At 61.3% G+C, this 24,732-nt stretch carries 19 protein-coding genes; 6 read left to right on the top strand and 13 right to left on the bottom strand.

The window, feature by feature from the left end; all coding sequences use genetic code 11:
- The first annotated feature begins 89 nt into the window (after window positions 1–89).
- Window positions 90–989, top strand: coding sequence for a LysR family transcriptional regulator (locus IG616_RS05425; RefSeq protein ID WP_192147111.1), 900 nt, complete (start codon window positions 90–92; stop codon window positions 987–989).
- 27 nt (window positions 990–1,016) lie between these two features.
- Here the strand turns inward: IG616_RS05425 and ydiJ are convergent, their stop codons facing one another.
- A complete protein-coding gene (ydiJ, locus tag IG616_RS05420; protein WP_192147110.1) occupies window positions 1,017–4,061 on the bottom strand; it encodes a D-2-hydroxyglutarate dehydrogenase YdiJ in 3,045 nt (1,014 codons plus the stop codon).
- A gap of 284 nt (window positions 4,062–4,345) precedes the next feature.
- Between ydiJ and IG616_RS05415 the strand changes: the two genes are divergently transcribed.
- Window positions 4,346–5,224, top strand: coding sequence for a GNAT family N-acetyltransferase (locus tag IG616_RS05415; RefSeq protein WP_192147109.1), 879 nt, complete (start codon window positions 4,346–4,348; stop codon window positions 5,222–5,224).
- A 12-nt stretch (window positions 5,225–5,236) separates the two neighbouring features.
- Here IG616_RS05415 and IG616_RS05410 read toward each other — a convergent pair whose 3' ends face one another.
- A complete protein-coding gene (locus IG616_RS05410) occupies window positions 5,237–6,556 on the bottom strand; it encodes an NAD(P)/FAD-dependent oxidoreductase (RefSeq protein ID WP_192147108.1) in 1,320 nt (439 codons plus the stop codon).
- Window positions 6,557–6,765: 209 nt separating this feature from the next.
- Between IG616_RS05410 and IG616_RS05405 the strand changes: the two genes are divergently transcribed.
- A complete protein-coding gene (locus IG616_RS05405; RefSeq protein ID WP_192147107.1) occupies window positions 6,766–7,242 on the top strand; it encodes an Lrp/AsnC family transcriptional regulator in 477 nt (158 codons plus the stop codon).
- A gap of 52 nt (window positions 7,243–7,294) precedes the next feature.
- On the opposite strand, the gene IG616_RS05400 is transcribed toward IG616_RS05405, so the two are convergent.
- From IG616_RS05400 to IG616_RS05370, 7 genes are all read right to left on the bottom strand, one after another.
- On the bottom strand, window positions 7,295–8,953 hold the full coding sequence (locus tag IG616_RS05400) for an ABC transporter ATP-binding protein (protein WP_192147106.1): 1,659 nt from the start codon (window positions 8,951–8,953) through the stop codon (window positions 7,295–7,297).
- Window positions 8,950–9,789 (bottom strand): ABC transporter permease, encoded by an 840-nt coding sequence (locus IG616_RS05395; protein ID WP_192147105.1) that lies wholly within the window; start codon window positions 9,787–9,789, stop codon window positions 8,950–8,952. Before IG616_RS05395 ends, IG616_RS05400 begins: the two co-directional genes overlap by 4 nt.
- Before the next feature lie 11 nt (window positions 9,790–9,800).
- Complete coding sequence (locus IG616_RS05390; protein ID WP_192147104.1) at window positions 9,801–10,754, bottom strand: ABC transporter permease; 954 nt, start codon at window positions 10,752–10,754, stop codon at window positions 9,801–9,803.
- Between the two features lie 74 nt (window positions 10,755–10,828).
- Complete coding sequence (locus IG616_RS05385) at window positions 10,829–12,442, bottom strand: ABC transporter substrate-binding protein (protein ID WP_192147103.1); 1,614 nt, start codon at window positions 12,440–12,442, stop codon at window positions 10,829–10,831.
- 244 nt (window positions 12,443–12,686) lie between these two features.
- The gene (locus IG616_RS05380; RefSeq protein WP_192147102.1) at window positions 12,687–13,601 is read right to left on the bottom strand and encodes a 2-hydroxyacid dehydrogenase; all 915 of its coding nucleotides are present in this window, start codon (window positions 13,599–13,601) and stop codon (window positions 12,687–12,689) included.
- A 3-nt stretch (window positions 13,602–13,604) separates the two neighbouring features.
- Window positions 13,605–14,981, bottom strand: coding sequence for an aspartate aminotransferase family protein (locus IG616_RS05375; protein WP_192147101.1), 1,377 nt, complete (start codon window positions 14,979–14,981; stop codon window positions 13,605–13,607).
- A gap of 21 nt (window positions 14,982–15,002) precedes the next feature.
- Entirely contained in the window at window positions 15,003–15,866 is an 864-nt protein-coding gene (locus IG616_RS05370; RefSeq protein ID WP_192147100.1) for a GNAT family N-acetyltransferase, read from the bottom strand.
- A gap of 344 nt (window positions 15,867–16,210) precedes the next feature.
- On the opposite strand from IG616_RS05370, the gene IG616_RS05365 reads away from it, so the two are divergent.
- On the top strand, window positions 16,211–16,876 hold the full coding sequence (locus tag IG616_RS05365) for a haloacid dehalogenase type II (protein WP_192147099.1): 666 nt from the start codon (window positions 16,211–16,213) through the stop codon (window positions 16,874–16,876).
- Window positions 16,877–16,889: 13 nt separating this feature from the next.
- Entirely contained in the window at window positions 16,890–18,167 is a 1,278-nt protein-coding gene (locus IG616_RS05360; RefSeq protein ID WP_192147098.1) for an NAD(P)/FAD-dependent oxidoreductase, read from the top strand.
- A 545-nt stretch (window positions 18,168–18,712) separates the two neighbouring features.
- Here IG616_RS05360 and IG616_RS05355 read toward each other — a convergent pair.
- The 3 genes from IG616_RS05355 to IG616_RS05345 are packed head-to-tail and all read right to left on the bottom strand — an operon-like array spanning window position 18,713 to window position 22,705.
- Entirely contained in the window at window positions 18,713–20,188 is a 1,476-nt protein-coding gene (locus tag IG616_RS05355; protein WP_192147097.1) for an NAD-dependent succinate-semialdehyde dehydrogenase, read from the bottom strand.
- A gap of 10 nt (window positions 20,189–20,198) precedes the next feature.
- Window positions 20,199–21,233: a tartrate dehydrogenase gene (locus tag IG616_RS05350; RefSeq protein WP_192147096.1), complete on the bottom strand. Its 1,035-nt coding sequence runs from the start codon at window positions 21,231–21,233 to the stop codon at window positions 20,199–20,201.
- An 8-nt stretch (window positions 21,234–21,241) separates the two neighbouring features.
- Window positions 21,242–22,705 (bottom strand): aldehyde dehydrogenase family protein, encoded by a 1,464-nt coding sequence (locus IG616_RS05345; protein WP_192147095.1) that lies wholly within the window; start codon window positions 22,703–22,705, stop codon window positions 21,242–21,244.
- Window positions 22,706–22,960: 255 nt separating this feature from the next.
- Here IG616_RS05345 and argE point away from each other — a divergent pair, with 255 nt between their 5' ends.
- A complete protein-coding gene (gene argE, locus IG616_RS05340; RefSeq protein ID WP_192147094.1) occupies window positions 22,961–24,118 on the top strand; it encodes an acetylornithine deacetylase in 1,158 nt (385 codons plus the stop codon).
- Window positions 24,119–24,257: 139 nt separating this feature from the next.
- Here argE and IG616_RS05335 read toward each other — a convergent pair whose 3' ends face one another.
- Window positions 24,258–24,611 carry a cupin domain-containing protein gene (locus IG616_RS05335; protein WP_192147093.1) on the bottom strand — a complete coding sequence of 118 codons (354 nt, stop codon included), beginning with the start codon at window positions 24,609–24,611 and terminating at the stop codon, window positions 24,258–24,260.
- Window positions 24,612–24,732: the final 121 nt, after the last annotated feature.

The following is a 24,732-nucleotide window of genomic DNA, read 5'->3' as shown; positions in this document are numbered from 1 at the left end:
AACGGGTTCGGTGTGACTGGCTGTAGCAAATCCGCTGATGCTGAAAAAATGCATTGTTCATCAATTATCGTTCGTTATTATCGAACGTTATGGCTGCACTGAACTACAATCATCTCCGCTATTTCTGGGCTGTCGCCCATGATGGAAACCTGACACGGACGGCGGAGAGGCTGAATCTCACCCAGTCCTCGCTTTCGGTTCAAATCCGGAAACTGGAGGAACGCCTTGGGCATTCGCTCTTTGAACGGCGGGGCCGGCAACTGCATCTGACCGAAGCGGGCCGGATCGTGCTGGACCACGCGGACGCGATCTTTGCGACCGGAGACGAATTGATCGGCACCTTACGCAACGCCGGTGCCGGCCGGCAGGCGCTGCGGGTCGGGTCCCTTGCGACGTTGTCGCGCAATTTTCAGCTGGAGTTTCTGAAGCCGGTTCTGGGGCGGACCGATATTGACCTCATTCTGCGCTCCGGCAGCACTGCGGAACTTCTAAGGGCGCTTGAGGCGCTGAACCTGGATGTGGTGCTTATCAACCAGGCGCCACACGCCGATGCCCTGACACCGCTGGTGACGCACAGGCTTGCGGAGCGGTCGGTCAGTCTGGTGGGAACTCCGGACAGGCTCGACAGCGCCGATGGCCTTGCCGATCACCTGCGCAATCATCCCGTTATTCTGCCGACAGTGGACAGCAGCGTGCGGACCGGCTTCGATGCCTTGGCCGACCGTCTTGGGGTAAGGCCGCAGATCGTGGCGGAGGTTGAGGACATGGCCATGATGCGCCTGCTTGCGCGCGAAGGCATCGGGCTGGCCGTTCTGCCGCCGATTGTCGTCAAGGACGAGATCGAAAGCGGCGTTCTGGTCGCTGTGGACCAGCTGCCCGGCATTGCCGAGACGTTCTACGCGGTCACAATGGCCCGTCGCTTTCCCAACCCGCTGGTCCGCCAGCTGCTTCAGCCGGCAGAGCCGCTTGGTGCGGTCCCGGCAGACTAGCGGTTCTCAAACGCCGGAGTTTGCAGCTCAAACGCTCTGTGCCAGCGTCAGACCATTCAGCACCTGAAGTGGATGGGGGATGGACTTGCGGTCGATTTCCTTGACCTGCGACCGGCAGGAATAGCCGGTGGCCATGATGATTTCATCCGCACCGGCCTTGGCCACGATGGGGGCCCAGCTCATGGCATAGAGCTGTTCGGAGGTGGCGCGGTTTTTCGCTTCGTGGCCGTAGGTTCCAGCCATGCCGCAGCAGCCCGTACCGGCAATGGCAAGCTTGATGCCTTGAGCCGCAAAGATGCTCTGCCATTCCTTCATCGCCGATGCGGCGTTCGTGCGTTCGGTGCAATGAGTCATGAGCTTGTAGCTCTTTCCTGCAGCCAAAGGCGAGGCGCTTAGGCGGTCGAGATGCTGTGCCAGCCATTCCTGAGGCAGCAGGACCTTTGTCTTTAGCGCCGTTCTGGACTGGGCCGCATATTCACTGCGGAAAGCAAGGGTCATGGAAGGATCGAGGCCGACCAGCACAATGCCGAGGTCTCCGAGCCGGTCCAGATAGATCCGGGTCTTCTCGGCCTGTCTCTCGAAAGCGCCGAGATATCCATGCACATGCAGCGGCTTGCCGTTCTGGTGCGGTGCTGCCAGATAGGGCGTGAAGCCGAGCTTTCTGGCCAGCTCCACGGCGGCGGCGGCCACGGACGGGTCGAAATATTCGGTGAAAGCGTCAGTGACAAAGACGACGGCCTTCTGCCGCTCTTCTCGTGACAGCGATCCCATGAGAGCTTCGGTTGCGACCCGCACACCCATCCTTGCGGCTTCCCGGCGGAGCGTCAGCTGCGGCAGAGCGGGCAGGGCAGTGAGGCCCGCGAGCTTCAAAGCGGCCTTGCCGATCACGCTGCGCACGCCAAAATTATAGACCGGCTTCAGATGGGCCATCAGCGGCAGCATGGCCTCAATGGCGGCGACCAGCGGGTCCTTCATGGGGCGCAGATAGCGGCCATAATAGACTTCCAGGAACTTGGCGCGGAACGCCGGAACGCTGACCTTCACCGGGCACTGGCCTGCGCAGGCCTTGCAGGCAAGGCAGGTGTCCATGGCGTCGCGCACTTCATGGGAGAAGTCGTTGCGGTTCTCCGGGTTGAGAGAGTTCCAGACCCGCTTGGGCAAGGAAAGAAGCGCGGCGGGAGAGCGGATCTCTTCGGCTTCCTTGCGCGGATCGATACCCTGTTCGGCCAGCAGGCTCAGCCACTCGCGCATGAGCGAGGCGCGGCCCTTGGGCGAATAGCGCCGGTCCCGTGTTGCCTTGTAGGAGGGACACATAGGGCTCGTCTCGTCAAAGTCGAAACAGGCACCGTTGCCATTGCAGTAAGCGGCATTGTCGAAGCCGTTGCGGATCTCCAGACCGAGGATCTTGTCGCTTGTCCCGCGCAGCGGCACTTCGTCGATCTTCAACAGAGATGCGCCCTCGGGAGCCGCGATCTTGCCCGGGTTGAGCCGGTTTTCCGGATCAAAGGCGCGCTTGATGTCCTGCAGGCAGGGATAGAGCGGGCCGAAGAACTCAGGCACATATTCCGAGCGCACGCCCTTGCCGTGTTCCCCCCAAAGCACGCCGCCATATTTGCGGGTCAGCGCCACCACCGCATCGGAAATGCGCCGGACCATGGGCTGATGATCGTCGCGGGTCAGGTCGAGGGCTGGCCGCACATGGAGGACGCCTGCGTCCACATGGCCGAACATGCCGTAGGCAAGGCCCTCGCTGTCCAGAAGGGCGCGGAACTCGCGGATGTAAGCGGCAAGGTTTTCCGGCGGCACCGCCGTATCCTCGACGAAGGGGACCGGACGGACGGCGCCATCAACGTTGCCCAGCAGACCGACCGCGCGCTTGCGCATGGTCCAGATCGCCTCCACGTCCTTCGCCTCGCGGGTGATCGTATAGCCCTTGTGCTGCATGGAGGCAGACCTGTCGAGCGCCGCAGTCAGGGTGTCCAGCTTGGCGGAAATCTCTTCATCGGTCTCGGCGAGAACCTCGACGATGTTGATGCCATTGGCAGGATCGGCGGCGTCGTCCGGGAAGTACCGCGCAATGCCGCCCCAGACGATGTCACCCTTGGCAAGGCCGAGCACCTTTTCGTCAACGGTTTCGACGGAGGCAACATTCATCGCGGTCAGAGAGCGGGCATCCTCCAGCGCGGTGTTGAAGTCGCTGTAGCGGATGTTGACCAGCGCGGAGCGGGCCGGGACCGGCAGCAGGTTAAGTTCCGCCTCGGCAATCATCGCCAGCGTGCCTTCCGAGCCGCACAGGACCGCGTTGAGATCGAAGCTGCCATCTTCCCGCAGGACATGGGCCAAATCGTAACCGGTCATGTAGCGGTTGAGATTCGGGAAGATCGTCTCGATCTCTGTCTTCTTTTCGCGGACGATCGTCTCCACTGTCCGGTAGATATCCCCGGCGCGGCCGGGCAGCAGCACGGCCTCTTCCAGCTCTTCAGAGCTCATGGTCCGGGAGTTCAGCTCCGAGCCGTCCGTCAGCACCACGCGCAAACCCAGAACGTGGTTGCTGGTCTTGCCGTAAAGGCACGAGCCCTGACCGCAGGCATCTGTCGAGATCATGCCGCCGATGGTGGCGCGGTTGGATGTCGACAGCTCCGGCGCAAAGAACAGCCCGTGCGGGGCCAGCGCCCGGTTGAGCTGGTCCTTGACGACACCCGCCTCTACGCGGGCAAGGCGCCGCACCGGATCGATCTCCAGAATGCGGTTCATGTGGCGTGAGCAGTCGAGGACGACTCCGCTGGTGAGCGACTGGCCATTGGTGCCCGTGCCGCCGCCACGCGGCGCCACCACCACATGGGCATAGGCCGGTTCGCTCAGGACGCGCCCGAGGGTCTTGAGGTCCTCGATTCCCTTGGGAAAAAGCACGCCTGCAGGGGGTACTTGATAGATGGAATTATCGGTCGCATAGACCGTGCGCATGGCTACGCCTGTCTCTATCTCTCCCTTGAAGCCCGATTCGATCAGCCTTTCGAAAAAGCCAGCGGGCGGAAGAGTGGACGCGAGCTTCGATTGAAGGCGAGGGATCATGGCATCGGACCGTTTGCACAAGACTGACGATACCGTCTCTGATGGACGGATGATTGCGTCCTTATAGGTGAGGCGAAACGGGGAACCAATCTCGAATCCGCATCCGCCTGAATTGTTTGGCCAGCGGGGCCCCGACCTGTCTCTGAACGGCTCGCCGGAGTAGACCGGTCAGCACAAAAAACCGGAAAAAGGGAGGAGAACGGTTCTATGTGCCGGATCCCGAGGCATATTATACAGTAGAACGTGCCGGAAAGAGCATCATAGAAAGATCTGGGAGCAAGCGTTTGCAAGCCGAAGCCTCAATTTTACTCGATACCTACGAGTTGACGTTGTCTCCCATCACCTTTGACGATGTGCCAAGGCTTCATGAATTGTCCATTGGCGTGAACTGGCCGCACCGTCCTCATGATTGGGAGTTGCTGCTGTCGGTTGGGCACGGTTTCGCCGCACGCGACGAGATTGGCCGCATTGTCGGCTCTGCGATGTGGTTTCCCATGGGGCCGGGGAGGGCAACGATTGGAATGGTGATCACGTCTCCACGGCTTCAGGAAAACGGTGCGGGCCGCTGGCTGATGAAGCATGTTCTGGCTCAGACGAAGGGGCGGGAAAAGGTTCTCAACGCGACGAAACCCGCCTATCGACTGTATCTGTCCCTTGGCTTTGCGCCGCTGAAAACAGTGTTTCAGCACAATGGTGTCGCTCATCATGTCCCGGACGGACCGGACCATGCGCGGCCTATGACGGAAGATGACCGGGCCGCCATCTGCCGTCTCGACAGTCTGGCTCAGGCCGCCGATCGCAGTCATATTTTCGATCTTCTTTTTCCTGTTTCGCAAGGCACAGTGATTGATCGCAACGGCACTATCGAAGGTTTTGCCCTGTGCCGGGAGTTTGGCCGTGGAAGGGTGATCGGGCCCGTGGTGGCGGCGTCGGAAGAAGACGCCATCGCCCTGATCCGGCCCCATGTGATTGCCCATAAGGACAGTTTCCTGCGGATGGACACCCGGGAGGCCGGCGGGAGGCTCAGCAGCTTCCTGAATGACGCGGGTATTGCCCTTTACGACACCGTGACCACCATGACACTGGACTGCGGCGATCCCCAGACCATGTTCTCCTCCAGCCCTTACACAGTTTACGGACTGGTCAATCAGGCGCTCGGCTGAGGCCGAGGAGCTTTAGAAGTCCGCAACCTTGCCCCAGGAGCTCTCTTCGAACCGGGACGGACGATAGGGCCTGGCATCCAGAACTGGTTCCTTGCCCATGACGATGTCGGCGATCATGTCGCCAGCGCCCGGCCCGATGCCGAAGCCATGGCCGCTGAAACCGGCTGCCAGAATGAATCCGGGCAAAGAGGTTTCGCCAATGGCGGGAACGCCATCCGGGGTGCTGTCGATATAGCCCGCCCAGGACGCGGTGACCTGGTTTTGAGCGAGGGCTGGCAGGAGTTTGCGAGCGCGGGCCAGCGTTTCCCGGATTTGCTTCCCATCTGGAACGGGATCTAGGATCCGCATCCGCTCCATGGGAGTTTGCTGGTCGAGGCGCCAGCGGGATAGGCTCTCGTGACCGCTGCGGATGCCCTGAAAACCACCAAGAGCCAGGGAATTGTGACGCTTCAGGAACATCGGGATGAAGGTTGTGCCGAAGCGCAGCATCTGCGCGGTCGGATCGACCCGCGCCTTGCCGGAAATCGCCAGCGTATGGCTGCCATCACCGCGGGCGGTCAGGGAAACTTCCGCGGTGTGCAGGGCGTCGGGAATATCCGCCGCCGGGCTGACGGCCAGAATCGAGGACCGGACCGAGGCCTGGGGAAAACGGATCCCGAGCTGGCGGCAGAAGCTTGACGCCCAGGCACCGCCGGACAGCACCGCGATCTTCGTCTGAATTGTGCCCCGCTCCGTGACGACGGCACTCACACGCCCCGCTGACAGTTCCAGTCCGCGCACGGCACAGTTCTGGATGACCTGGCCACCATGGCGGATGGTGGCGGCGGCGATGACAGGCGCTGCGCTGGCGGGATCTGCGATGCCGTCCGTTGGCGAGAAGACGCCGCCTTTCCAGCTTTTAGCCGTGGCCTTCCCCCGGCTGGCCGCTTCGTCTGCCGTCAGCATATGCGTTGTCACGCCCTGCGTGCGGGCGAAGTCCCGCCATTTGGCCCAGCCCTCAAGTTCGGCGTCGTTGTTGGACAGATAAAGCAGCCCGCAGCGCCGGAAGCCAAGCGCGCTGCCGCAGTCGGCTGCGAGTTCGTCCCAAAGCGCGAGGCTGCGGGTCGCCATCGGCAGCTCGCGGGCATCGCGGTTCTGCTGACGGCACCAGCCCCAGTTCCGGCTCGACTGCTCCGCGCCTACAAGTCCTTTTTCCAGAAGCACCACCCGCAGCCCGCGTTTGGCAAGGTAATAGGCCGTGCAAGTGCCGACGATCCCGGCTCCGATGATCACCGCATCAGCATCTTGCGGCAGGGTGGTGTCAGTCTCGATCTTGAGCAGAGGCGCGGGCATGGAAAATCTCCTTGTGTCCCATGCTTAGCGCGAACCTCAAGGGAAAAGGTTCTAGAAGTGGCGTCATTGCAGCATTTTATGCTGAAATCAGACCCGATAATTTTCCCTGTCTGCCAGAAGGTTTTGAGATTTTTGCATATAAACGATACCGGACGGATTGAAGAGGCAGCATTTTCTGCTTAAGCTCCGCGAAGCAGCCAGAGGGCATTATGAAACTCGACCGTATTGACATCAGAATTCTGCATGAGCTGCAGAAAAATGGCCGGATCACCAATGTGGAGCTGGCTGAGCTGGTGCATCTGTCTCCAAGCCCTTGCCTGATGCGGGTGAAGAAACTGCAGCAGGCTGGTTTCATCACCGGCTACTCAGCGCAGATCGATCTTGCCAAGCTGGGCCCGACCATCACCGTCTTTACCGAAGTCACCCTGAAAAACCATCGCAAGATGGATTTCGAGCGCTTTCAGCAGGCGGCAGAGAAGGTTGAAGAGATCATAGAGTGCCATCTGATTTCAGGTGGTTATGACTATCTTCTAAAGTTCATCACCGGGTCTATTGGCGACTATCAGGCAATCATGGAGCGCCTGACCGACATGGACATCGGCATCGACAAATATTTCAGTTTCGTGGTGATGAAGTCCTCCTTCATCAAAACCCACCTGCCACTGAAAACGATCTTTCCGATGTGAGCCGGATAGGGAGCTGAGGCTCCTGAGATTTTTGGGGCTCTGTGCTCTAGGCTCAGTTGCCGGTCGCTGCAAAGCCGGCAGGCAGACTGTCCAGCCATCCGGTGTCGAGTTTCGGTACGGAGGCAAACAAGAGCTGGGAGTAATGATGGTTCGCGCCTTCCGGCAGCTGGCTGTTGGCGAGAAGCTCGACTGTCCGCCCGTTCTGCATGACCATCACCTGATCGCAGATCGACTGCACGGTGGACAGGTCATGGCTGATGAAGACGTAGGATAGGTTCAGACTGCTTTGCAGCTCCTTGAGCAAATCGATGATGGCGGCAGCCACTACCGTGTCGAGCGCTGAGGTGATTTCATCGCACAGGATCACGTCCGGATTGGCGGCAAGGGCGCGGGCGAAATTTACCCGCTGCTTCTGTCCGCCTGACAGTTCGCCGGGCATCCGGTGCCTGATGGCGCTTGGCAGATGCACCATATCGAGCAGTTCCTTGATCCTGGCCTCGCGGGCCGCGCCCTTCTGGCCATGGTAGAAGGTCAGGGGACGGCCCAGAATGTCGGCAATCGACCGGGCCGGATTGAGGGCCGTGTCTGCCAGCTGAAAGACGATCTGCATGCGCCGCAGGTCTTCCTTTGAGCGCCGTGCTGCCTCTGTGTCCAGCTCACGCCCGTTGAACTCGACCGTTCCCCGGGCTGGCGGCAACAGGCCGGCGACAACCCGGGCCAGGGTCGACTTGCCGGATCCGCTTTCACCGATCACGCCCAGGTTCTGGCCCTTGTAAAGCTTGCAGCTGACGTCGGAGAGCACGACCTTGGCGGGAAGGCCGTCGCCGCCGAGCGGTCCGTAGCCTGCATAGATGTTGCTGACCTCCAGTACGGGCCGGCGCACCACAGACTTGGTATCCTTGGGCTCGTGAGGCTGAAAAACCGCCGGTTCGAAGGCGGAAAGAAGCTCGCGGGTATAGGGATGGCGGGCATTGTGCAGGATCTCCTGCGTCGTGCCTTCCTCCTGGATTTCACCGCCCTTCAGCACAATGATCCGGTCGGCGATCTGGGCCACGACGGCAAGGTCGTGAGACACATAGATCCCCGCCATGCCGCCCTTGCGCATGACGTCTTTGAAGGCGCGCAGAACCTCGATCTGGGTGGTCACATCCAGAGCTGTGGTGGGTTCATCGAAGATAAGGAGCTGGGGATCGCCAATGAGCGCCATGGCCGCAGCCAAGCGCTGCAGCTGTCCGCCGGAGACCTGATGCGGATAGCGCTCGCCAATGGTCTCAGGCGCGGGCAGGGCAAGGGCGCGGAACAGGCTGATGGCTTTTGCGCGGGCTTCCGCCTTGGGCATCAGCTTGTGAATGCCGGCAACTTCAATCACCTGATCGATGAGGCGCTGCGCAGGATTGAAGGCGGCCGCTGCGCTTTGCGGCACGTAGGCAACATCCGTTCCCCGCAAAGCCTGCCTCTGTTTTTCGCTCATGGTCACCAGATCGCGGCCGCCAAGGGTTACCTTGCCGCCGGAAATGCGGCAGCCCGGGCGGGTATATCCCATCATGGTCAGGGCGATGGTGGTCTTGCCGGAGCCGCTTTCGCCGATCAGCGCAACGATCTCCCCCTTTTCCACCGTGAAGCTGACCCCTTTGATGATCTCGACCTTGCGGCCGGAATCTGTCCGGGCTTCGACCATCAGGTTCTGGATATCTACGAGCGGCTGGGTCATGAAGCGCGGTCCCGGATCTTGATGGGCAGATTGTCGATCAGAAGATTGACGCTGATTGTGAGACTGGCGATGGCAATACACGGAGCGATCACCGCTGGGGCTGCAAAGGACAGCCCACCGATGTTTTCCTTCACCAGCGAGCCCCAATCCGCATCCGGCGGCTGGACCCCCAGCCCCAGGAAGGACAGACCGGACAGCAGCAGCACGATGAAGACGAACCGCATGCCGAGATCGGCCAGAACCGGGCCGATGATGTTCGGCAGGATCTCATGCAGGATCAGATAGGGCGTTTTCTCGCCCCGGGCCCGGGCAACCGTGACAAAGTCCATGGTGTTGCAATTGACCGCAAGCGCCCGCGCAAACCGGTAGGATCCAGGCGTGTAGATCACCGCCAAAAGCACAATAAGAACCGGAATGGACGAGCCGATGGCTGCCACCATGACCAGACCGAAAAGCTTGGACGGGATCGAGTTCAGAGCGTCCAAAATGCGGCTGAGAATCGTATCAAACCAGCCGCCAATGGCCGCGGCGCTCATCCCCGCGGCGACACCGGTGAAACAGGCCATGCAGACGGAGGCAAAGGAAATGCCGACCGTGTAGCGTGCGCCCAGAATGATCCGGGAAAAGATATCCCGGCCAAGGTAATCCGATCCTAGCCAGAGCTGGTCCGAGATGGGCCCGTAGAAATCGAAGTCGACGATATCACCCGGCGCATAAGGGGCAAATCTGGGGCCGACAATGGCGACGCCGGCCCAGAACAGAATGACAAGACTTGCAAGAATGCCGGTGGCGCTCATGCGCAAGCCGAAGCGGGGCAGAGACAGGGATCGGGACATTGGCTTTAAGCTCATGTGCGCAGCCTTGGGTTGGCCAGGATGGCGATGATGTCCGCAAGCGTGATGAGCAGGAGAAAGCCAAAGCAGAAGATCATGGCACAACTCTGGATCAGCGGCAGGTCGCGGGTCGCGACCGCATCGACCATCAGCTTGGCAATACCGGGATAGTTGAAGATCGTTTCGACGATGATCACGCCGCCCAGAAGATACGAAAGTGACAGCGCGATGGCGTTGGCAATCGGGCCGATGGCATTCGGCAGAGCGTGGCGCAGGACCATCCGGGTTTTTGACGCACCTTTCAGCAAAGCCATCTCTACAAAAGGCATTTGCAAGGCGTCGATCACGGCAGCCCGGGTCATGCGCACCATCTGTGCGGCAATCACGCAGGTCAGCGTGATGACCGGCATGGCGAAGACCTTCAGAAGCTGTCCAAAACTCTGAATCTCGTTGGCAAGAGACAGCGCGGGAAGCCAGCGCAGCCAGACGGCAAAGATGAGAACGGCCAGCGTGGCAATCAGGAATTCGGGCACGGAAATCACGGACACGATGATCATGGTCACGGCCCGGTCATAGATGGAGCCGCGGTACATGGCTGCCGTAATGCCGAGAAAAAGGGCCAGAGGAACGGCCAGCAAGGTCGTAACGGCTGCGAGGCGCAGCGTGTTCATCAGCCGTCCACCGATCATATCGGCGACGGGCATGCTGTTGGCGTAAGACACGCCGAAGTCACCGTGCAGCAACCCCAGCAGCCACTGGCCGTAGCGCACAAGGGCAGGGGAATCGAGATGCATGGCCTCACGCAGGCCTGCTACCGCTTCCGGCGTCGCGGCCTGGCCCAGCAGGATCTCGACCACGTCCCCCGGCAGAAGCAGGGTCGCCGCAAAAACAACGAAGGAAACGATCAGCAGCGTGATGAGTGTCACGCCAAGCCGGCTCAGGACCAGCAGAGGGATTTTCCCTGGCATTCGGACCGACCTCTCCGGAAATAAGAACGGCTGACCGGAGGCGCGAACGCCTCCGGTTGCGAAGAAGGATGCTATCAGGCTTCGAGCCAGACGTATTCCGCCATGGCATAGCCCATCTGACCGCCAAGCGGGTTCGGCAGCAGGCCTTGCAGCTTCGTCTGCTTTGCATCCACGTTGGAGAGGTAAACCGGGATCGCCGTGCCTGCCTCGTTGGCAATCATGGCCTGCATGTCGCCGTAAATGGCTTTGCGCTTTTCGAAATCCAGCTCGCCGCGGGCTTCGAGCAGCATGGAGTCGAACTTCTCCGACTTGTACTGGCTCTCGTTCCAGGGCGCGTTCGATGCATAAAGCAGCGAGAACAGGATGTCCGGCGTCGGACGCGGGTTGATGTTGCCGAAGTGAACCGGCGCCTTCAGCCAGTAGTTGGACCAGTAACCATCGGACGGAACGCGCTGAACATCGAAATTCATGCCGATCTTGCTTCCTGCCTGCTGCAGAACCGTGGCCATTTCCACCGAAGAGGTTGCCGCGTCGGAAGCAACCACCGGAATGCTCTGGCCGAGGAGACCTGCCTTCTCGAACAGGTGCTTAGCCTTTTCCGGATCGAAATCCCGCGGCTTCAGTTCAGCGTTGTGATAGGCGCTCATCGGAGCGATCGGCTGGTCGTTGGCAACTTCGGCCAGACCGCGCATCACGGACTTTTCGATCAGTTCGCGGTTGAGCAGGTGCTTCACCCCCTCAATGAACCCGGCCTTGTCACCCGGCGACATGTCGAGGCGCATGTTGAGGTTGGTGTAGTTGCCGGAGGTGGATTTCACCACATCGACATTGCTCTGGCCCTCGATCAGGCGGAGCGACTGCGGTTTGACGGAGGCGCCGAGGTGAATATCGCCGGAGAGAACCGCGTTGACACGGGCCACTTCATCGGAAATGGCGAAATACTCGAAACTGTCGACATGCGCGCCGCCTGGTTTGAAGTAGTTCGCGTTGCGGCTCATCATCGAGCGGACGCCAGGCTCGAAGCTTTCCAGCTTGAAGGCACCCGTGCCGATGCCCTTGGAAAAGTCGGTGGTGCCGTCCTGGACGATCATGAAGTGGTGCATGGCCAGGATCGTCGGCAGATCCGCATTGGCGGCTGCCAGCGTGATCTGAACGGTGAGCTTATCGACGGACTTGATCTCTTCCATCTGCTTGGCGATGGAATTGACCTTGGAACCGGTTTCCTTGTCCAGATGACGCTTCAGCGAGAAAACCACATCATCTGCAGTAAGGCTCTTGCCGTCATGGAAGGTGACGCCGGACTTGAGCTTGATGGTCCAGACCTTGGCGTCTTCGCTGTCGATCGTATCTGCCAGTTCCATCTGGAGGTCGCCGCCCTGAGCCAGGAAGGTCAGGCGGTTGTAGAGGGAACAGCAGCGCACATAGTCGGTGGACAAGGAGGCTTTCGCCGGATCGAGTGTATCCGAAGTCGACGAAGACCAGCCGGCCGCCTTGAAGTGTCCGCCCTTGACCGGCGTGGCCGCGAGGGCGGCCGTCGCGCGGGTGAAAATGGAACCGCCCGCAGCAAGGCTGATACCGCCCGCCAGGAACATGCGCAAAATATCGCGGCGGCTGGCGCCGCGGCGGATTGCATCTTCGACCATCGCGTCATCGGCGCGGGTCCAATTCGTAATACCGTTGTTGCTCATCTGTTTTCCCCTTGTAAGAAGGTCCGTGGCGCAAGATGCGCTTTGGATAGCGGCCTGGAGGTTGTGGCGGCATTTTCTGCCACTTATTGATCCGGTCTCATGCCGGCTTTGTTTTGAGATTTTGCCAGCCTTGGCCTGACTTCTGGCGTTTAGTTTGTCTTTAAATCAGGTTGGAAATGCTCCGAATGTGACTTTCAGGCAGCATATTGTGCTGAATTGGTGCCGCTGGAAGCGTGCCTACCGTTCAATAGCCTTTCCGCTTGTCCACCAGTCCGGGCACCGGTTTTCCGGCAAGATGGGCTCGGATGCCCGCAATCACGTGATCTGCACCGTCCTCCGCACGGGTCTGGCTCGCCACATGCGGGGTCAGCACAATCTGCGGATGCTCCCAGAAGGCATGATCTGCCGGCAGCGGTTCTGGATCGGTTACGTCCAGCCACGCGGCAGAAAGCTGCCCAGATGAAAGCGCCGCGGCCAGAGCGGCATGATCAAGCTGCTTTCCCCGTCCCGCATGAACAAGTGCGGCACCTTCCGGAAGACGGGCGAAGAGATCCGTATTGATCAGGCCTTCCGTTTCCGCCGTCAGAGGCAGAAGACAGACCAGGATGTCCGTGCCGCTGAGAAAGGCTGCAAGGTCAGTGAAGGTCTCCACGCCATCGATGGTCTGCGGGCTGCGGCTCCATCCGCGCAGCTTGAAACCGAAGGGCCTGAGCGCCTCCAGAGAGGCCTTGCTCAGCTGGCCCAGCCCCATGACGCCAACCGTGCGGCTGCCCGCAGGCGCATTCTTGTGCATCTTCCAGAGATGGCCAGCTTTTTGCGCCATGTAGCGCGGTAGATCCCGGTGGAGGCCGAGAACCGCCAGCGTGACATATTCCTTCATTTGTTCGGCAATGCCCGGTTCCAGCATCCGAACGACGCCAACGTGAGGGGGGAACGCTTCAAGGTTGAACTGATCCACACCTGCGCCAACGGAAAAGATCAGCTTCAGGTTCGGATAAAGCGCCCCGGCGCCTTCTGGAACCGTCCAGGTGATCAGATAGTTCACCTCTTCCGGGTGGGGGGCGGTGTTGAGGAAAAATGGCTGATCGGGCAGGGCCGCGGCAAAGCGTCCGGCAAAGACGGCTCCGCGCGCTGCCTCGGATGTGTAAAGCACGGCCATGGATCAGGCCACCGCCGCGCGGACATCCGGATCCGCGAGCGTCTGGTCGAGGGTCAGGCGCGTGCGCTCAACGATCTGGTCGATCTCGTCCGCCGTGCAGCACAGCGGCGGAGCATAGCCGAGAACACCCTGTGCGAAGGCGCGGATCACCAAGCCGTTTTCCCAGGCCCGGTCAAAGACCTTGACGGCTGGCTTTGCTGCCGCGGGGAGCGGTGTCTTCGCAGCCTTGTCCGTCACCAGTTCGACGGCGGCGAGCATGCCGCGCCCACGAACATCCCCGACCAGAGGGTGATCCTTGAGTGAGGCGAGACCGGCCTGAAGCCGCTCACCCATCTTGCGGCCATTCTCGAACAGGCTGTCTTCATAAAGATCCAGGACGGCAAGTCCGACAGCCGCGCTCACCGGATGGGCGGAATAGGTGAAACCGTGGCCGACAGCTGCCGGCCCCGCCGCATCTGCCATGACCTGATACATGTGATCCGAAAGGAACACGGCGCCCATCGGCACATATCCCGAAGTCAGACCCTTGGCGGCGGTCATCATGTCCGGGACGATCTCTTCCTCAAGGCAGGCGAAGATCGGGCCGGTGCGGCCGAAACCGGTGATGACTTCGTCGGCGATGAAGAGAATATCCATCTCGCGGCACGCGTCCCGCATTGCTTTCATCCAGCCGGCCGGCGGCACCAGAACGCCGCCGGAGCCCTGGATCGGCTCCACATAGAATGCGGCGACCCGCTCAGCTCCGCCAAGGTCTTCGACCTTGGCCTTGAGGGCTGCAAGCGAAGCCGCAATGATGGCTTCCGCGCTGCTTCCAGCCGGATTGCGGTAGGCGTAGTGAGATGGAATCTTGTGCTGCCAGTTGAAGGGCACGCCGAAACCGGCGTGGAAGGCGGGCAGGGCAGTGAGGCCTGAGCCGACCGTGCTGGAGCCATGATAGCCTTGCTCGACCGAGATGAACTGATCCTTTTGCGGCTTGCCCTTGGCATGCCAATAGTAGGAGACAAAGCGCACCGTGGTGTCGACTGCATCCGAGCCGCCGAGGGTGAAATACACATGGGAGAGATCTCCCGGCGCATGATCGGCCAGCCGGGAAGCCAGCCGGATGGCTGGTTCCGAACCGAGGCCGAAATAGCCTGTTGCATAGGGCAGTTCACGCAACTGACGGGTTGCCGCCTCGATCACGCTGTCCTGACCATAGCCTGCATTGACGCACCAAAGACCGGCAAAACCATCCAGCAGCGTTTTGCCGGAGGCATCTGTCACCGTGGCGCCTTTGGCGGACTTCAGTACACGGACCCCTGACGCCTCGTGGCCGCGCCAGCTGGCGACCGGATGGATTAGATGGGCACGGTCGAGTTCGATGAGAGAATTGGCGAGCATGATAGTCTCCGGAAAATGAAGTCAGCCAAGGGCCTGGGCGGCGAGGGCGAAGGTGCGGGCGTTCATCGTCGGGCTCACGGGCTCTGCTTTGCCAAGGCGCATGGCGGTGCCGCCGCCAGCCAGGGTCAGGCCGTGCTGTTCCAGCCAGGGGGAAAGGCCGGTTCCGGCCGTCGTATCCACCCGCAGGAACCGTCCCTCGCAGTGACTGATGATGTGGCTCATGAGCCGTTTTGCCTCTCCGGCATCAGCTGCAGCCACCGGTCCCAGAACCTCGCCCCGTCCAAAGGGGCGGAGTACGGCAAAGCCTGTGATCCTGCCTGCTTCGCGCAGCACGAAAATCTGGCCCATGGACAGAAGAGCCTCAATCAGCCCGGACCGGTCCATGCCGGATGCGTCCCGGTCAAGGGATGCGATGGCTCCAGCATCAGCGGGGGCCGCAAGATGAAGACCATCCGCATCTCCGGCAGCAAGCGGCTCGCATTGGGTAGCCGCCTTGGCGATACCCTGGTGCTGAACCACGTCGCCATAGGCTTCAAATCCCAGCTTCTCATAAAGCGGGCGGCCCTCTTCCGTCGCGATCAGACGCCACTCCTGCGGAGCGGCCAGTTCCATTACTCCGGACATAATCTTGCGCCCGAGGCCTCTGCCCCGCATGCGTTCATCCACAATGATCATGTTCACCGTCGCCACAGGGCCAAAGGGCGTAGTCAGGGCGGTCGCAACCACCTCGCCCTTTTCGATCATGGCAAGGCCGCGGGACAGGGATTGGAAAAGCATCCAGTCTTCTTCCCTGTGCGGCCAGTTGGCGGCCTTGGACAGGCGGTGGGCACCGCTGATGTGCTGAGGTCCGAAGGGCTCAAGGATGATCGTGTCGTCGGTCAGCATGGTTTCCTGCGCTGAAAGAGGGAGTGTTAGAGGCAGTCTATCGGTGTGGCGGGCGAAGATGCGGCGCTTGCGGCTGAGTGGACGGTATCTTCAGCCGTTCAGGTGGGCCTCCTTAGCAGGATCTGCCACGAGTGCCAGTCTCCGGTCTTGCCGGGCTGGGGCAGAAGGCCCGTTTGGGCTTGGCGGCGCAATAAGGTGCCGTGGCGCTGCGGAGATACGGCGGAATGTGCTTCCGGGCAGCCCCAAAGCGGCCGGTGGTTTTTCAGGACCTGTCTAGGATGACGTCTGAGCTTCTTTTTGAGGGGCCTGACCTTCCACCTGCGCCAATAAGACGGGGAACAGACATGACCTTCCGACCGAAATACGTGACCTTTGATTGTTATGGCACCTTGATCAACTTCGACATGGCCGGTGCCGCCCGCCGGATCTATGGTGGCATGTTGAGTGAAGACAAGATGGCGGACTTCATCGTTCATTTTGCACGCTACCGCATGGATGAAGTTCTGGGCGCGTGGAAGCCCTATGCGGATGTGGTCTACAATTCACTTCAACGCACCTGCAAGCTGACCGGTGTGGCTTTCCGCGACGAAGACGCCCTGCGGATCTACAATGAAGTGCCGACCTGGGGGCCGCACCCGGATGTGCCGGAGGGGTTGGCTAAGGTGGCGAAGGAAATCCCGCTGGTCATTCTTTCAAACGCCATGAACAGCCAGATCATGTCCAATGTGGAGAAGCTCGGCGCGCCGTTCCACAAGGTGATCACCGCCGAGGAAACCGGCACCTACAAGCCGCAGATGAACGGCTTTGAATATATGCTGGACGTCCTGGGATGCGGCCCCGAAGACATCACCCATGTGTCCTCGTCTTTCCGCTACGATCTGATGACTGCTTATGATCTGGACATCAAGTCCAAGGTTTGGGTCAACCGCGGCCATGAGCCGGCCAATCCCTTCTATGAATATACGGAGATCAAGGACATCTCCGGTCTTCCCGGCGTTTTCGGTCTTTAAGGAGCGCGAGACCATGAAGTTCGCAGCCTATTGGCAGGACACGGCACCGGCCTTCACGGGCGGGATGACGGCCGCTCCATCGGGACGCTATGACGTGGCAGTCATCGGCGCGGGCTTCACCGGTCTCGGCGCAGCCCGCCGGCTTGCCATGGAAGGGCGGCGGGTGATCGTTCTGGAAGCTGGCACCGTTGGATCCGGCGCATCCGGCCGCAATGGCGGCCACCTCAACAACGGGGTGGCCCACAGCTTCACCGGGGCTGTGGCTGCCTATGGCGCGGAAACGGCCAAGGCCATGTACAAGGCCTTTGACGATGGCATCAGTACCATCGAGCGGATCATTGCGGAGGAAGGCATAGCCTGTGATTTCCGCCGGTCCGGCAAGCTCAAGCTGGCCTCCAAGCCCGCGCATTATGAGGCGCTGGCGAAAAACTTCGAGGCCATCAACCGGCTTGCCGATCCGGACACGGCGCTTTTGAGCAAGGCTGAACTGGAGCAGGAAGTCGGCTCGGACATCTTCCACGGCGCCATGCTGCAGAAGAAAAGCGCCATGATGCATATGGGCCGCTTTGTGGTGGGGCTTGCGGAAGCTGCGGCCCGCCGGGGCGCGGAAATTCACGAGACCACCCCGGTGACGGCCCGCCGCCAGACGGCCTCCGGCCATGAGCTGGAAACACCAAAGGGTGTTGTTCTGGCAGACAAGGTTGTGCTTGCGACCGGCGCTTATACGCCCAAAACCTTCGGCTATTTCCGCCGCCGGATCGTGCCTGTTGGCAGTTTCGTGATTGCGACCCGGCCTTTGAGTGCCGAGGAGGCTGCGTCCGTTATGCCAGGCAACCGGACCTGTGTCACATCCTTGAATGTCGGCAACTACTTCCGCCTGGCGCCGGACAACCGGCTGATTTTTGGAGGCCGGGCGCGCTTTTCCGCCATTTCTGACCAGACGTCGGATCAAAAGAGCGGCAGCATCCTGAAGGCTGCCATGACCGGGATCTTCCCGCAGCTCTCTGGCGTCGAGGTCGATTATTGCTGGGGCGGGCTTGTGGATCTGACGCGGGACCGGTTTCCCAGAGCGGGCGAGGCGGATGGCGTTCATTTTGCCATGGGCTATTCCGGTCATGGTGCCCAGATCGCCACACATATGGGCGAATTCCTGGCCGGTAAGATCCTCGGCAAACCCACTGAAACGCCTTGGGCAAACCTGCCCTGGCCCGCTATCCCCGGCCACATCGGCCAGCCCTGGTTCCTGCCGTTCGTCGGGGCATATTACCGGGCGAAGGATCTGGTGAGCTGACGGGGAAATGGCTCCAGCTGGATTAATCTGGCGAAAAAGGGCAGGCTCGAAACCTGCCCTTTCAGACTGCTGACAAAGGTAAAAACCTATCGATGTCATCCCGGTTTGGCGTGTGAGCGCCAAGACCGGGATCCAGTATCCTGTGGCTCATGTTCTCGGGAAAAGGAAGCTATCTCAATTGGTTACTGGATCCCCGCCTTTGCGGGGATGACAGCCGTTTACTCCCATGATCATAGAGGTCTTCGGGGAGGTCTTAGGGTTTGGGAGGCTTTGTCAACAAGCACAAAGGGCAGGCTCAACACTTGGCCTTTGTCCTTGGCAACCTTTCAATTCGTCCTCCCGCCCCGGACTGCCGACAAATCCCGCCTCCGCGCTGTCCCGGTCGCAGCGGAGTGGAGGTCCGGGATCTCTCGTCTATTTTCTCTCTTAAAAACAATATGTTTTAGACAGGTCCCGGATCAAGGCCGGGGCAGCGCAGAGAAAACCCGCGAAGCTTCTGGTTTGTCATCAGCCTTGGGCGGAAGTTTTCTCCCGCCCGCATTTTCTCAGAGACCGGCCATGTGGAAGGCTTTGGTCTCCAGATACTCCTCGATGCCGTCGCGGGCGCCTTCACGGCCAAGGCCGGATTGCTTGACGCCGCCGAAGGGGGAGACGGCCATGGAGATGGCGCCGGTGTTGAGGCCGACCATGCCTGACTCCAGCGCATCGCCCACCCGCCAGGCGCGGGCCATGTCGCGGGTGTAGAAATAGGCGGCAAGGCCGAAGGGGGTGTCGTTGGCGATCTGCACCGCTTCTTCTTCCGTCTCGAAGCGGAAGAGCGGGGCGACGGGGCCGAAGGTTTCCTCGCTCGCCAGCTGCATGTCCGTGGTGCAACCGGTCAGCACCACCGGAGCGGCGAACTGGCTGCCTTCCGGCGTTGCGGCCCTGGCGGCGACCTTCGCGCCCTTGGCCACGGCGTCGGACACATGCCGCTCGATCTTGTCCACCGCAGCGCGGTTGATCATCGGGCCGATAGCGACGCCCGCCTCAAGGCCTGCACCCACCTTCATCGCAGCCACCCGCTCGCCGAGCTTTGATGCAAAGGCATCGTAGATGCCTGACTGGACGAGGATGCGGTTGGAGCAGACGCAGGTCTGGCCGCCGTTGCGGAACTTGGAGGCGATGGCGCCTTCCACGGCTGTATCGAGATCTGCATCGTCAAAAACGAGGAAGGGTGCATTGCCGCCAAGTTCAAGGCTGAGGCGCTTCACCGTCGGGGCGCACTGGGCCATCAGCAGGGAGCCGACGCGGGTGGAGCCGGTGAAGGACAGCTTGCGCACCACCGGGTTTGAGGTCAGCTCCGCGCCGATTTCTGTTGGCTGGCCGGTGATGATGTTGATGACACCAGCCGGAATGCCGGCCCGCTCTGCCAGAACGGCCAATGCCAGCGCCGAATAGGGCGTGAAGTCGGAGGGCTTGATCACCACGGTGCAGCCAGCGGCCAGTGCCGGGCCGACCTTGCGGGTGATCATGGCATTGGGGAAGTTCCACGGCGTGATGATGGCCGAAACGCCAACTGGCTCCTTCAGCGCGAGGATCTTCCGGTCATTCGAGGGAGAGGGGATGATGCCGCCCTCGATACGCCGGGCTTCCTCGGCGAACCACTTCACGAAGGAGGCGCCATAGGTGATTTCGCCGCGTGCTTCTGCGAGGGGCTTGCCCTGTTCCAGCGTCAGGATGAGTGCGAGGTCGTCCGCATGCTCTTCCATCAAGGTGAACCAGCGTTCCAGCTTTGCGGCGCGCTCGGCGTTGGGCACCTTGCGCCATGCGCGGAAGGCGGTGTCCGCTGCCTCGATGGCGCGGCGGGTGTCTTCGGCGGACATGTCCGGCACGGTGCCGACGGCCTTGCCGGTGGCCGGGTTGGTGACCTCGATGGTCTTGCCCGTGGAGGCGTCACACCAGACGCCGCCGATCACGCTCTGCTGGCGGAACAGGCCTGCATCCTTGAGGCCGGGCAGAAGGTCAGAGATTGCAATCGTCATGGCTTTATCCTCAATCCAGCGCCGCAATGACGGCCTGGGTGATTTCATCCGTCTTGTTCTGTCCCGGCACTGTGCCGATGCCGCGTGCGGTGGCCTGTTCCATGGCGGTCATGATGCGGGTGGCAGCTTCTGCCTCGCCCAGATGCTCCAGCATCATGGCGGCGGACCAGATGGCGGCCAGCGGGTTGGCGATGCCCAGATGCGCGATATCGGGCGCAGAGCCATGCACCGGCTCGAACATGGACGGGGCAGAACGGTCCGGGTTGATGTTGGCGGAGGCGGCGAAGCCGAGGCCGCCCTGAATGGCAGCGCCCAGATCGGTGAGAATGTCGCCGAAGAGGTTTGAGGCGACCACCACGTCGAGGCTTTCGGGCGCCATCACCATGCGGGCGGCGATGGCATCGATGTGGTAATGGCTGACGGCAACGTCCGGATATTCGGCGGCCAGTTCCTTCGTCACCTCATCCCAGAACACCATGGAATATTTCTGCGCGTTGGATTTGGTGACCGAGGCTAGGCGCTTGCTGCGCTTGCGGGCCTGCTCGAAGCCGAAGCGCAGGATGCGCTCGACCCCGGCGCGGGTGAAGATTGCCGTCTCCACCGCAACCTCATCCTTTGTGCCTTGGTGAACGCGTCCGCCTGCACCGGAGTATTCGCCTTCGGTGTTCTCGCGGATGCACAGGATGTCGAAGCCGCCCTTGCGCAGCGGGCCTTCGACGCCAGCCAGCACGCGGTGCGGGCGGATGTTGGCATATTGCACGAAGGCCTTGCGGATCGGCAGCAGCAGGCCATGCAGTGACACCGAATCCGGCACCTTCTGCGGCCAGCCGACGGCGCCCAGGTAGATGGCATCAAAGCCGCGCAGGGTCTCGATGCCGTCTTCCGGCATCATCCGGCCCGTCTGCAGATAATAGTCGCAGGACCAGGGGAAGGTGACTGTGTCCAGCTTGCCGGGCAGGGCCTTGGCGGCTACGGCGAGTGCAGCTTCCGTAACGGGAATGCCGATGCCGTCGCCGGGAATGACTGCAATGCGATAAGGGGCCATGTGTTCTCTCACAGGTCGATGAGCACGCTCTTGGAGCGGCGGTTGGCGTGATAGGCGTCGCGGCCAAGATCCTTGCCGATGCCGGAGGATTTATATCCTCCTGTCGGCAGAATGTGGTCGCGCGACCGGCCATAACGGTTGATCCAGATCGTGCCGGCAGCGATGGATTTGATGCTGCGCAGCGCCCTGGAAACGTCGCGGCTATAGACCCCGGCCGCAAGGCCATAGGTTGGGTGATCCGCCAGTGCGAAGGCCTCTTCGTCACTCTCGAAGGTTTGCAGTGTCAGCACAGGGCCGAAGACTTCCTCGCGCACGGCGATGTTGTCCTGTGAGACATTGGTGAGCAGCGTCGGCTCATAGAAATAGCCCGGATGATCCATCTCCCGCGCCCCGGCCAGCACTTCAGCGCCTTCGCTGATGGCGGCCTGCACAAGGCCGTGGACGCGGGCGCGCTGGCGGGCGGAAATGCAGGGGGAATAGGTTGTGGCCTCGTCCCAGCCGGGGCCGGGCTTTTGGCCGCTCATCAGCGTGGTTAGCCGCTCTGCCAGTTCACCCGCGATGCTGGCATGGGCAATCACTCTGCTTCCGGCAACGCACGCCTGTCCGCCATTGAAGAGGATGGACCGGGCGATGCAATCGGCGGCGAGTGCAATATCCGCATCGGCAAAGACGATCTGCGGGCTCTTGCCACCCAGTTCCAGTGTCATGGGCTTAATGCCCGTGCGTGCCACATTGGCCATGATCGCGGAGCCCGCGCCGGTGGAGCCGGTGAAGCTGACCTTGGCGATGTCCGGGTGGCCGGTGAGCGCATTGCCGGTGACCGGGCCATCGCCCAGCACGATGTTGACGAGACCGGCTGGAATGCCCGCCTCCACCGAAAGCTCCGCCATGCGGAGAGTGGAAAAGGGAGTCATCTCGGACGGTTTCAGAACTACGGCATTTCCTGCCGCCAGCGCAGGCCCCATTTTCCAGCCTGCCATCGAGATGGGGAAGTTCCAGGGCGTAATGGCGCCGACGACGCCATAGGGTTCCGTCACGATCATGCCGAAAGATCCGCTGTCGGTCGGCACAACATCGCCGCCTTCCTTGTCAGCCAGTTCAGCAAAGAAGCGGATTTGCTCCGCAGTCACTGCAATGTCCCCGGCAATAAGCTGATTGATGAGGCGGGTGGAGGGAACACATTCCAGCCGCGCCAGCTCTTCAGCGTTTTTGTCGATCAAATCGGCCCAGCGAAGCATGGCGTTGGTGCGTTCACGCGGGCGGCAGGTCGACCAGCCGCTGGACTTGAGCGCGTCTTTTGCGGCTATGACGGCCTGGTCCACAATCGCTTCACCGGCAACCGGGCACCCCGCGAATTCAGCGCCATCAGACGGGCGGTGCATGGCAAGCTCCGGCGCACCGGCAACAAATTCCCCACCAATGAAATGGCCGGACCGGAACTCCGGCTTCGCCGGATCGAAACTGAGGGTCATAGTCGAGGCTGCTCCCGTGATCATGCTCAGACCATAGAGGGAGCAGCGCGCAAGCTTGCGCCATTTGTCACCGGCTCACGGATGATTGCACTGTTGGGCAGCGTGGCTGCGCAATTCTCTGCGGCTCCGGAGAATACTGCTCTCTGAGTACATGCTCCCAGCCCTCTGATCCGGCAGGAAATCCCGTCCTGACGCGGAAGTTCGGCACAACCTTCGCCGGAAAGGCGGGATGATGACCGGAACCGGAGGCCGATTATGACTGCAGTTTCATCCGTTGAAGAGATCCTCACCACCCTCGTCGGTTTCGACTGCCTGCCTGGCAGGCCGAACGGTGAGATTGCCGGGTATGTCCAAGGCTATCTCGCAACACAGGGGGTAGACTGCGCTGTTCTGCCGGGACCTGAAGGCGGCCGGGTCAATCTCTTTGCGACAATCGGGCCCAAGGATGTGCCCGGCTATATTCTCTCCGGCCATATGGATGTGGTGCCGGTGGAGGGGCAGGTCTGGACCTCCGATCCCTTCCGCCTGACGGACCAGGCCGGGCGGCTGACCGGGCGCGGGGCCACGGACATGAAGGGCTTTCTCGCCTGCGTGCTGGCGGCGGTGCCCCTGTTCAAGGCCGCAAACCTGAAGCGTCCGGTGCATATCGCCTTTTCCTATGATGAGGAAATCGGCTGCCGGGGCGTGCCGCATCTGATTGCGAGGCTGCCGGAGCTGTGCGCCCTGCCGACGGGCTGCATCGTCGGCGAGCCCTCGGACATGCGGCCCGTGCTCTCCCACAAGGGTAAACAGGCGGTGGAAATCACCTTCACCGGCAAGGCCGCGCACAGCTCCCAGCCGGCGCTGGGGGAGAATGCGCTTTATCCGGCGGCGGAACTGCTGCTGTTCGTCCGCGATCTCTCGGCAAAAATGGAGGCGGAAGGGCCGTTTGATGCGCGCTTCTCGCCGCCGTCCTCAACGGTGGTGGCGGGGATTGTGTCCGGCGGCAGCGCCGTCAACATCATTCCGGATCTATGCCGTTTGGCCTTTGAGGTCCGATCTGTGCCCGGTGCCGCACCGCAGGATGTGAGTGCAAAGGTGCTGGCAAAGCTTGATGCTCTTCTGGCTGCGGCAAAGACGGAAGGGCGTGCGCTGTCGGCAAGCTGGCAGGAACTTGCCAGTTATCCTGCACTGGCCCCAACGCGGGAGGCAGGTTTCGTCGCGCTGATGGAGCGGCTGTCGGGCGGGGAGGCCATCCAGTCCGTGAGCTACGGCACGGAGGCGGGGCTGTTTCAGGCAGCGGGTGTGCCCTCAATCATCTGCGGCCCAGGCTCCATCTCCCGCGCTCACCGGCCCGATGAATATATCCTGCGCGAGGAACTGGCGGCCTGTATGGCCATGCTGGAACGGCTGGCGGGAGAACTGGCGGGGTAGGGGGCGTTGGAAGCCCTCCCACTCCGGTCCCGGATCTTCGCTTCGCTGCGCCCCGTATGATGATGGAGGGCTTTACGGCCAAGGTCCCGGCACAAGGCCGGGACGGCGCGGTGGTGAGTGTTTGCGTGTAGAGAACGGCTCAGTAGCAAACCACGTAGATCTTGCGCACGGTCTCGATGGTGTGCCAGGTGCCCACGAAGCCGGGCTTCATGACGAAGCTGTCGCCCGCCTTGTAGGTGTAGGTCTCGCCGCCGTCCTCGGTGATCTCTACCAGGCCTTCGAGGATATGGCAGAATTCGAAGGTTTCTCCCTTGATAGAGCGGGTCAGGCCAGGGGTTGCCTGCCAGATTCCGGATTTGATCTTGCCTTCCCGGGACTCGTCCATGGCCCAGGTGTCGAACTCCGGGCTGCCGGAAATGAGACGCTCTGGCGCGGGCAACGCGTGAACAGGTGTAAAATCCGGATTGTGGTCGAGGGTCTTGATGAGGCTCATGACAGATCTCCTTGATGATGCGCCATTTAAGACGCTGAGGATCCGTCTGTTCTGCTGTCCGCATGCGGCAGGAAAGCTGTTCGTGCCGAAGTCGTATGGTCCGCCGTCAGATCCTGCGGCG

The organism is Roseibium litorale (assembly GCF_014842915.1).
Lineage (GTDB): Bacteria > Pseudomonadota > Alphaproteobacteria > Rhizobiales > Stappiaceae > Roseibium > Roseibium litorale.
Note: the sequence above shows the minus strand (reverse complement) of the source record. Positions and strands in the feature narration are given on the sequence as shown.

What these genes read in the sequence shown, in the direction of transcription:
- IG616_RS05425 (WP_192147111.1), top strand. Translation starts at nt 90, where the DNA reads ATGGCTGCACTGAACTACAATCATCTCCGCTATTTCTGGGCTGTCGCC.
- ydiJ (WP_192147110.1), bottom strand. Translation starts at nt 4,061, where the DNA reads ATGATCCCTCGCCTTCAATCGAAGCTCGCGTCCACTCTTCCGCCCGCT.
- IG616_RS05410 (WP_192147108.1), bottom strand. Translation starts at nt 6,556, where the DNA reads ATGCCCGCGCCTCTGCTCAAGATCGAGACTGACACCACCCTGCCGCAA.
- IG616_RS05405 (WP_192147107.1), top strand. Translation starts at nt 6,766, where the DNA reads ATGAAACTCGACCGTATTGACATCAGAATTCTGCATGAGCTGCAGAAA.
- IG616_RS05400 (WP_192147106.1), bottom strand. Translation starts at nt 8,953, where the DNA reads ATGACCCAGCCGCTCGTAGATATCCAGAACCTGATGGTCGAAGCCCGG.
- IG616_RS05395 (WP_192147105.1), bottom strand. Translation starts at nt 9,789, where the DNA reads ATGTCCCGATCCCTGTCTCTGCCCCGCTTCGGCTTGCGCATGAGCGCC.
- IG616_RS05390 (WP_192147104.1), bottom strand. Translation starts at nt 10,754, where the DNA reads ATGCCAGGGAAAATCCCTCTGCTGGTCCTGAGCCGGCTTGGCGTGACA.
- IG616_RS05385 (WP_192147103.1), bottom strand. Translation starts at nt 12,442, where the DNA reads ATGAGCAACAACGGTATTACGAATTGGACCCGCGCCGATGACGCGATG.
- IG616_RS05380 (WP_192147102.1), bottom strand. Translation starts at nt 13,601, where the DNA reads ATGGCCGTGCTTTACACATCCGAGGCAGCGCGCGGAGCCGTCTTTGCC.
- IG616_RS05375 (WP_192147101.1), bottom strand. Translation starts at nt 14,981, where the DNA reads ATGCTCGCCAATTCTCTCATCGAACTCGACCGTGCCCATCTAATCCAT.
- IG616_RS05370 (WP_192147100.1), bottom strand. Translation starts at nt 15,866, where the DNA reads ATGCTGACCGACGACACGATCATCCTTGAGCCCTTCGGACCTCAGCAC.
- IG616_RS05365 (WP_192147099.1), top strand. Translation starts at nt 16,211, where the DNA reads ATGACCTTCCGACCGAAATACGTGACCTTTGATTGTTATGGCACCTTG.
- IG616_RS05360 (WP_192147098.1), top strand. Translation starts at nt 16,890, where the DNA reads ATGAAGTTCGCAGCCTATTGGCAGGACACGGCACCGGCCTTCACGGGC.
- IG616_RS05355 (WP_192147097.1), bottom strand. Translation starts at nt 20,188, where the DNA reads ATGACGATTGCAATCTCTGACCTTCTGCCCGGCCTCAAGGATGCAGGC.
- IG616_RS05350 (WP_192147096.1), bottom strand. Translation starts at nt 21,233, where the DNA reads ATGGCCCCTTATCGCATTGCAGTCATTCCCGGCGACGGCATCGGCATT.
- IG616_RS05345 (WP_192147095.1), bottom strand. Translation starts at nt 22,705, where the DNA reads ATGACCCTCAGTTTCGATCCGGCGAAGCCGGAGTTCCGGTCCGGCCAT.
- argE (WP_192147094.1), top strand. Translation starts at nt 22,961, where the DNA reads ATGACTGCAGTTTCATCCGTTGAAGAGATCCTCACCACCCTCGTCGGT.
- IG616_RS05335 (WP_192147093.1), bottom strand. Translation starts at nt 24,611, where the DNA reads ATGAGCCTCATCAAGACCCTCGACCACAATCCGGATTTTACACCTGTT.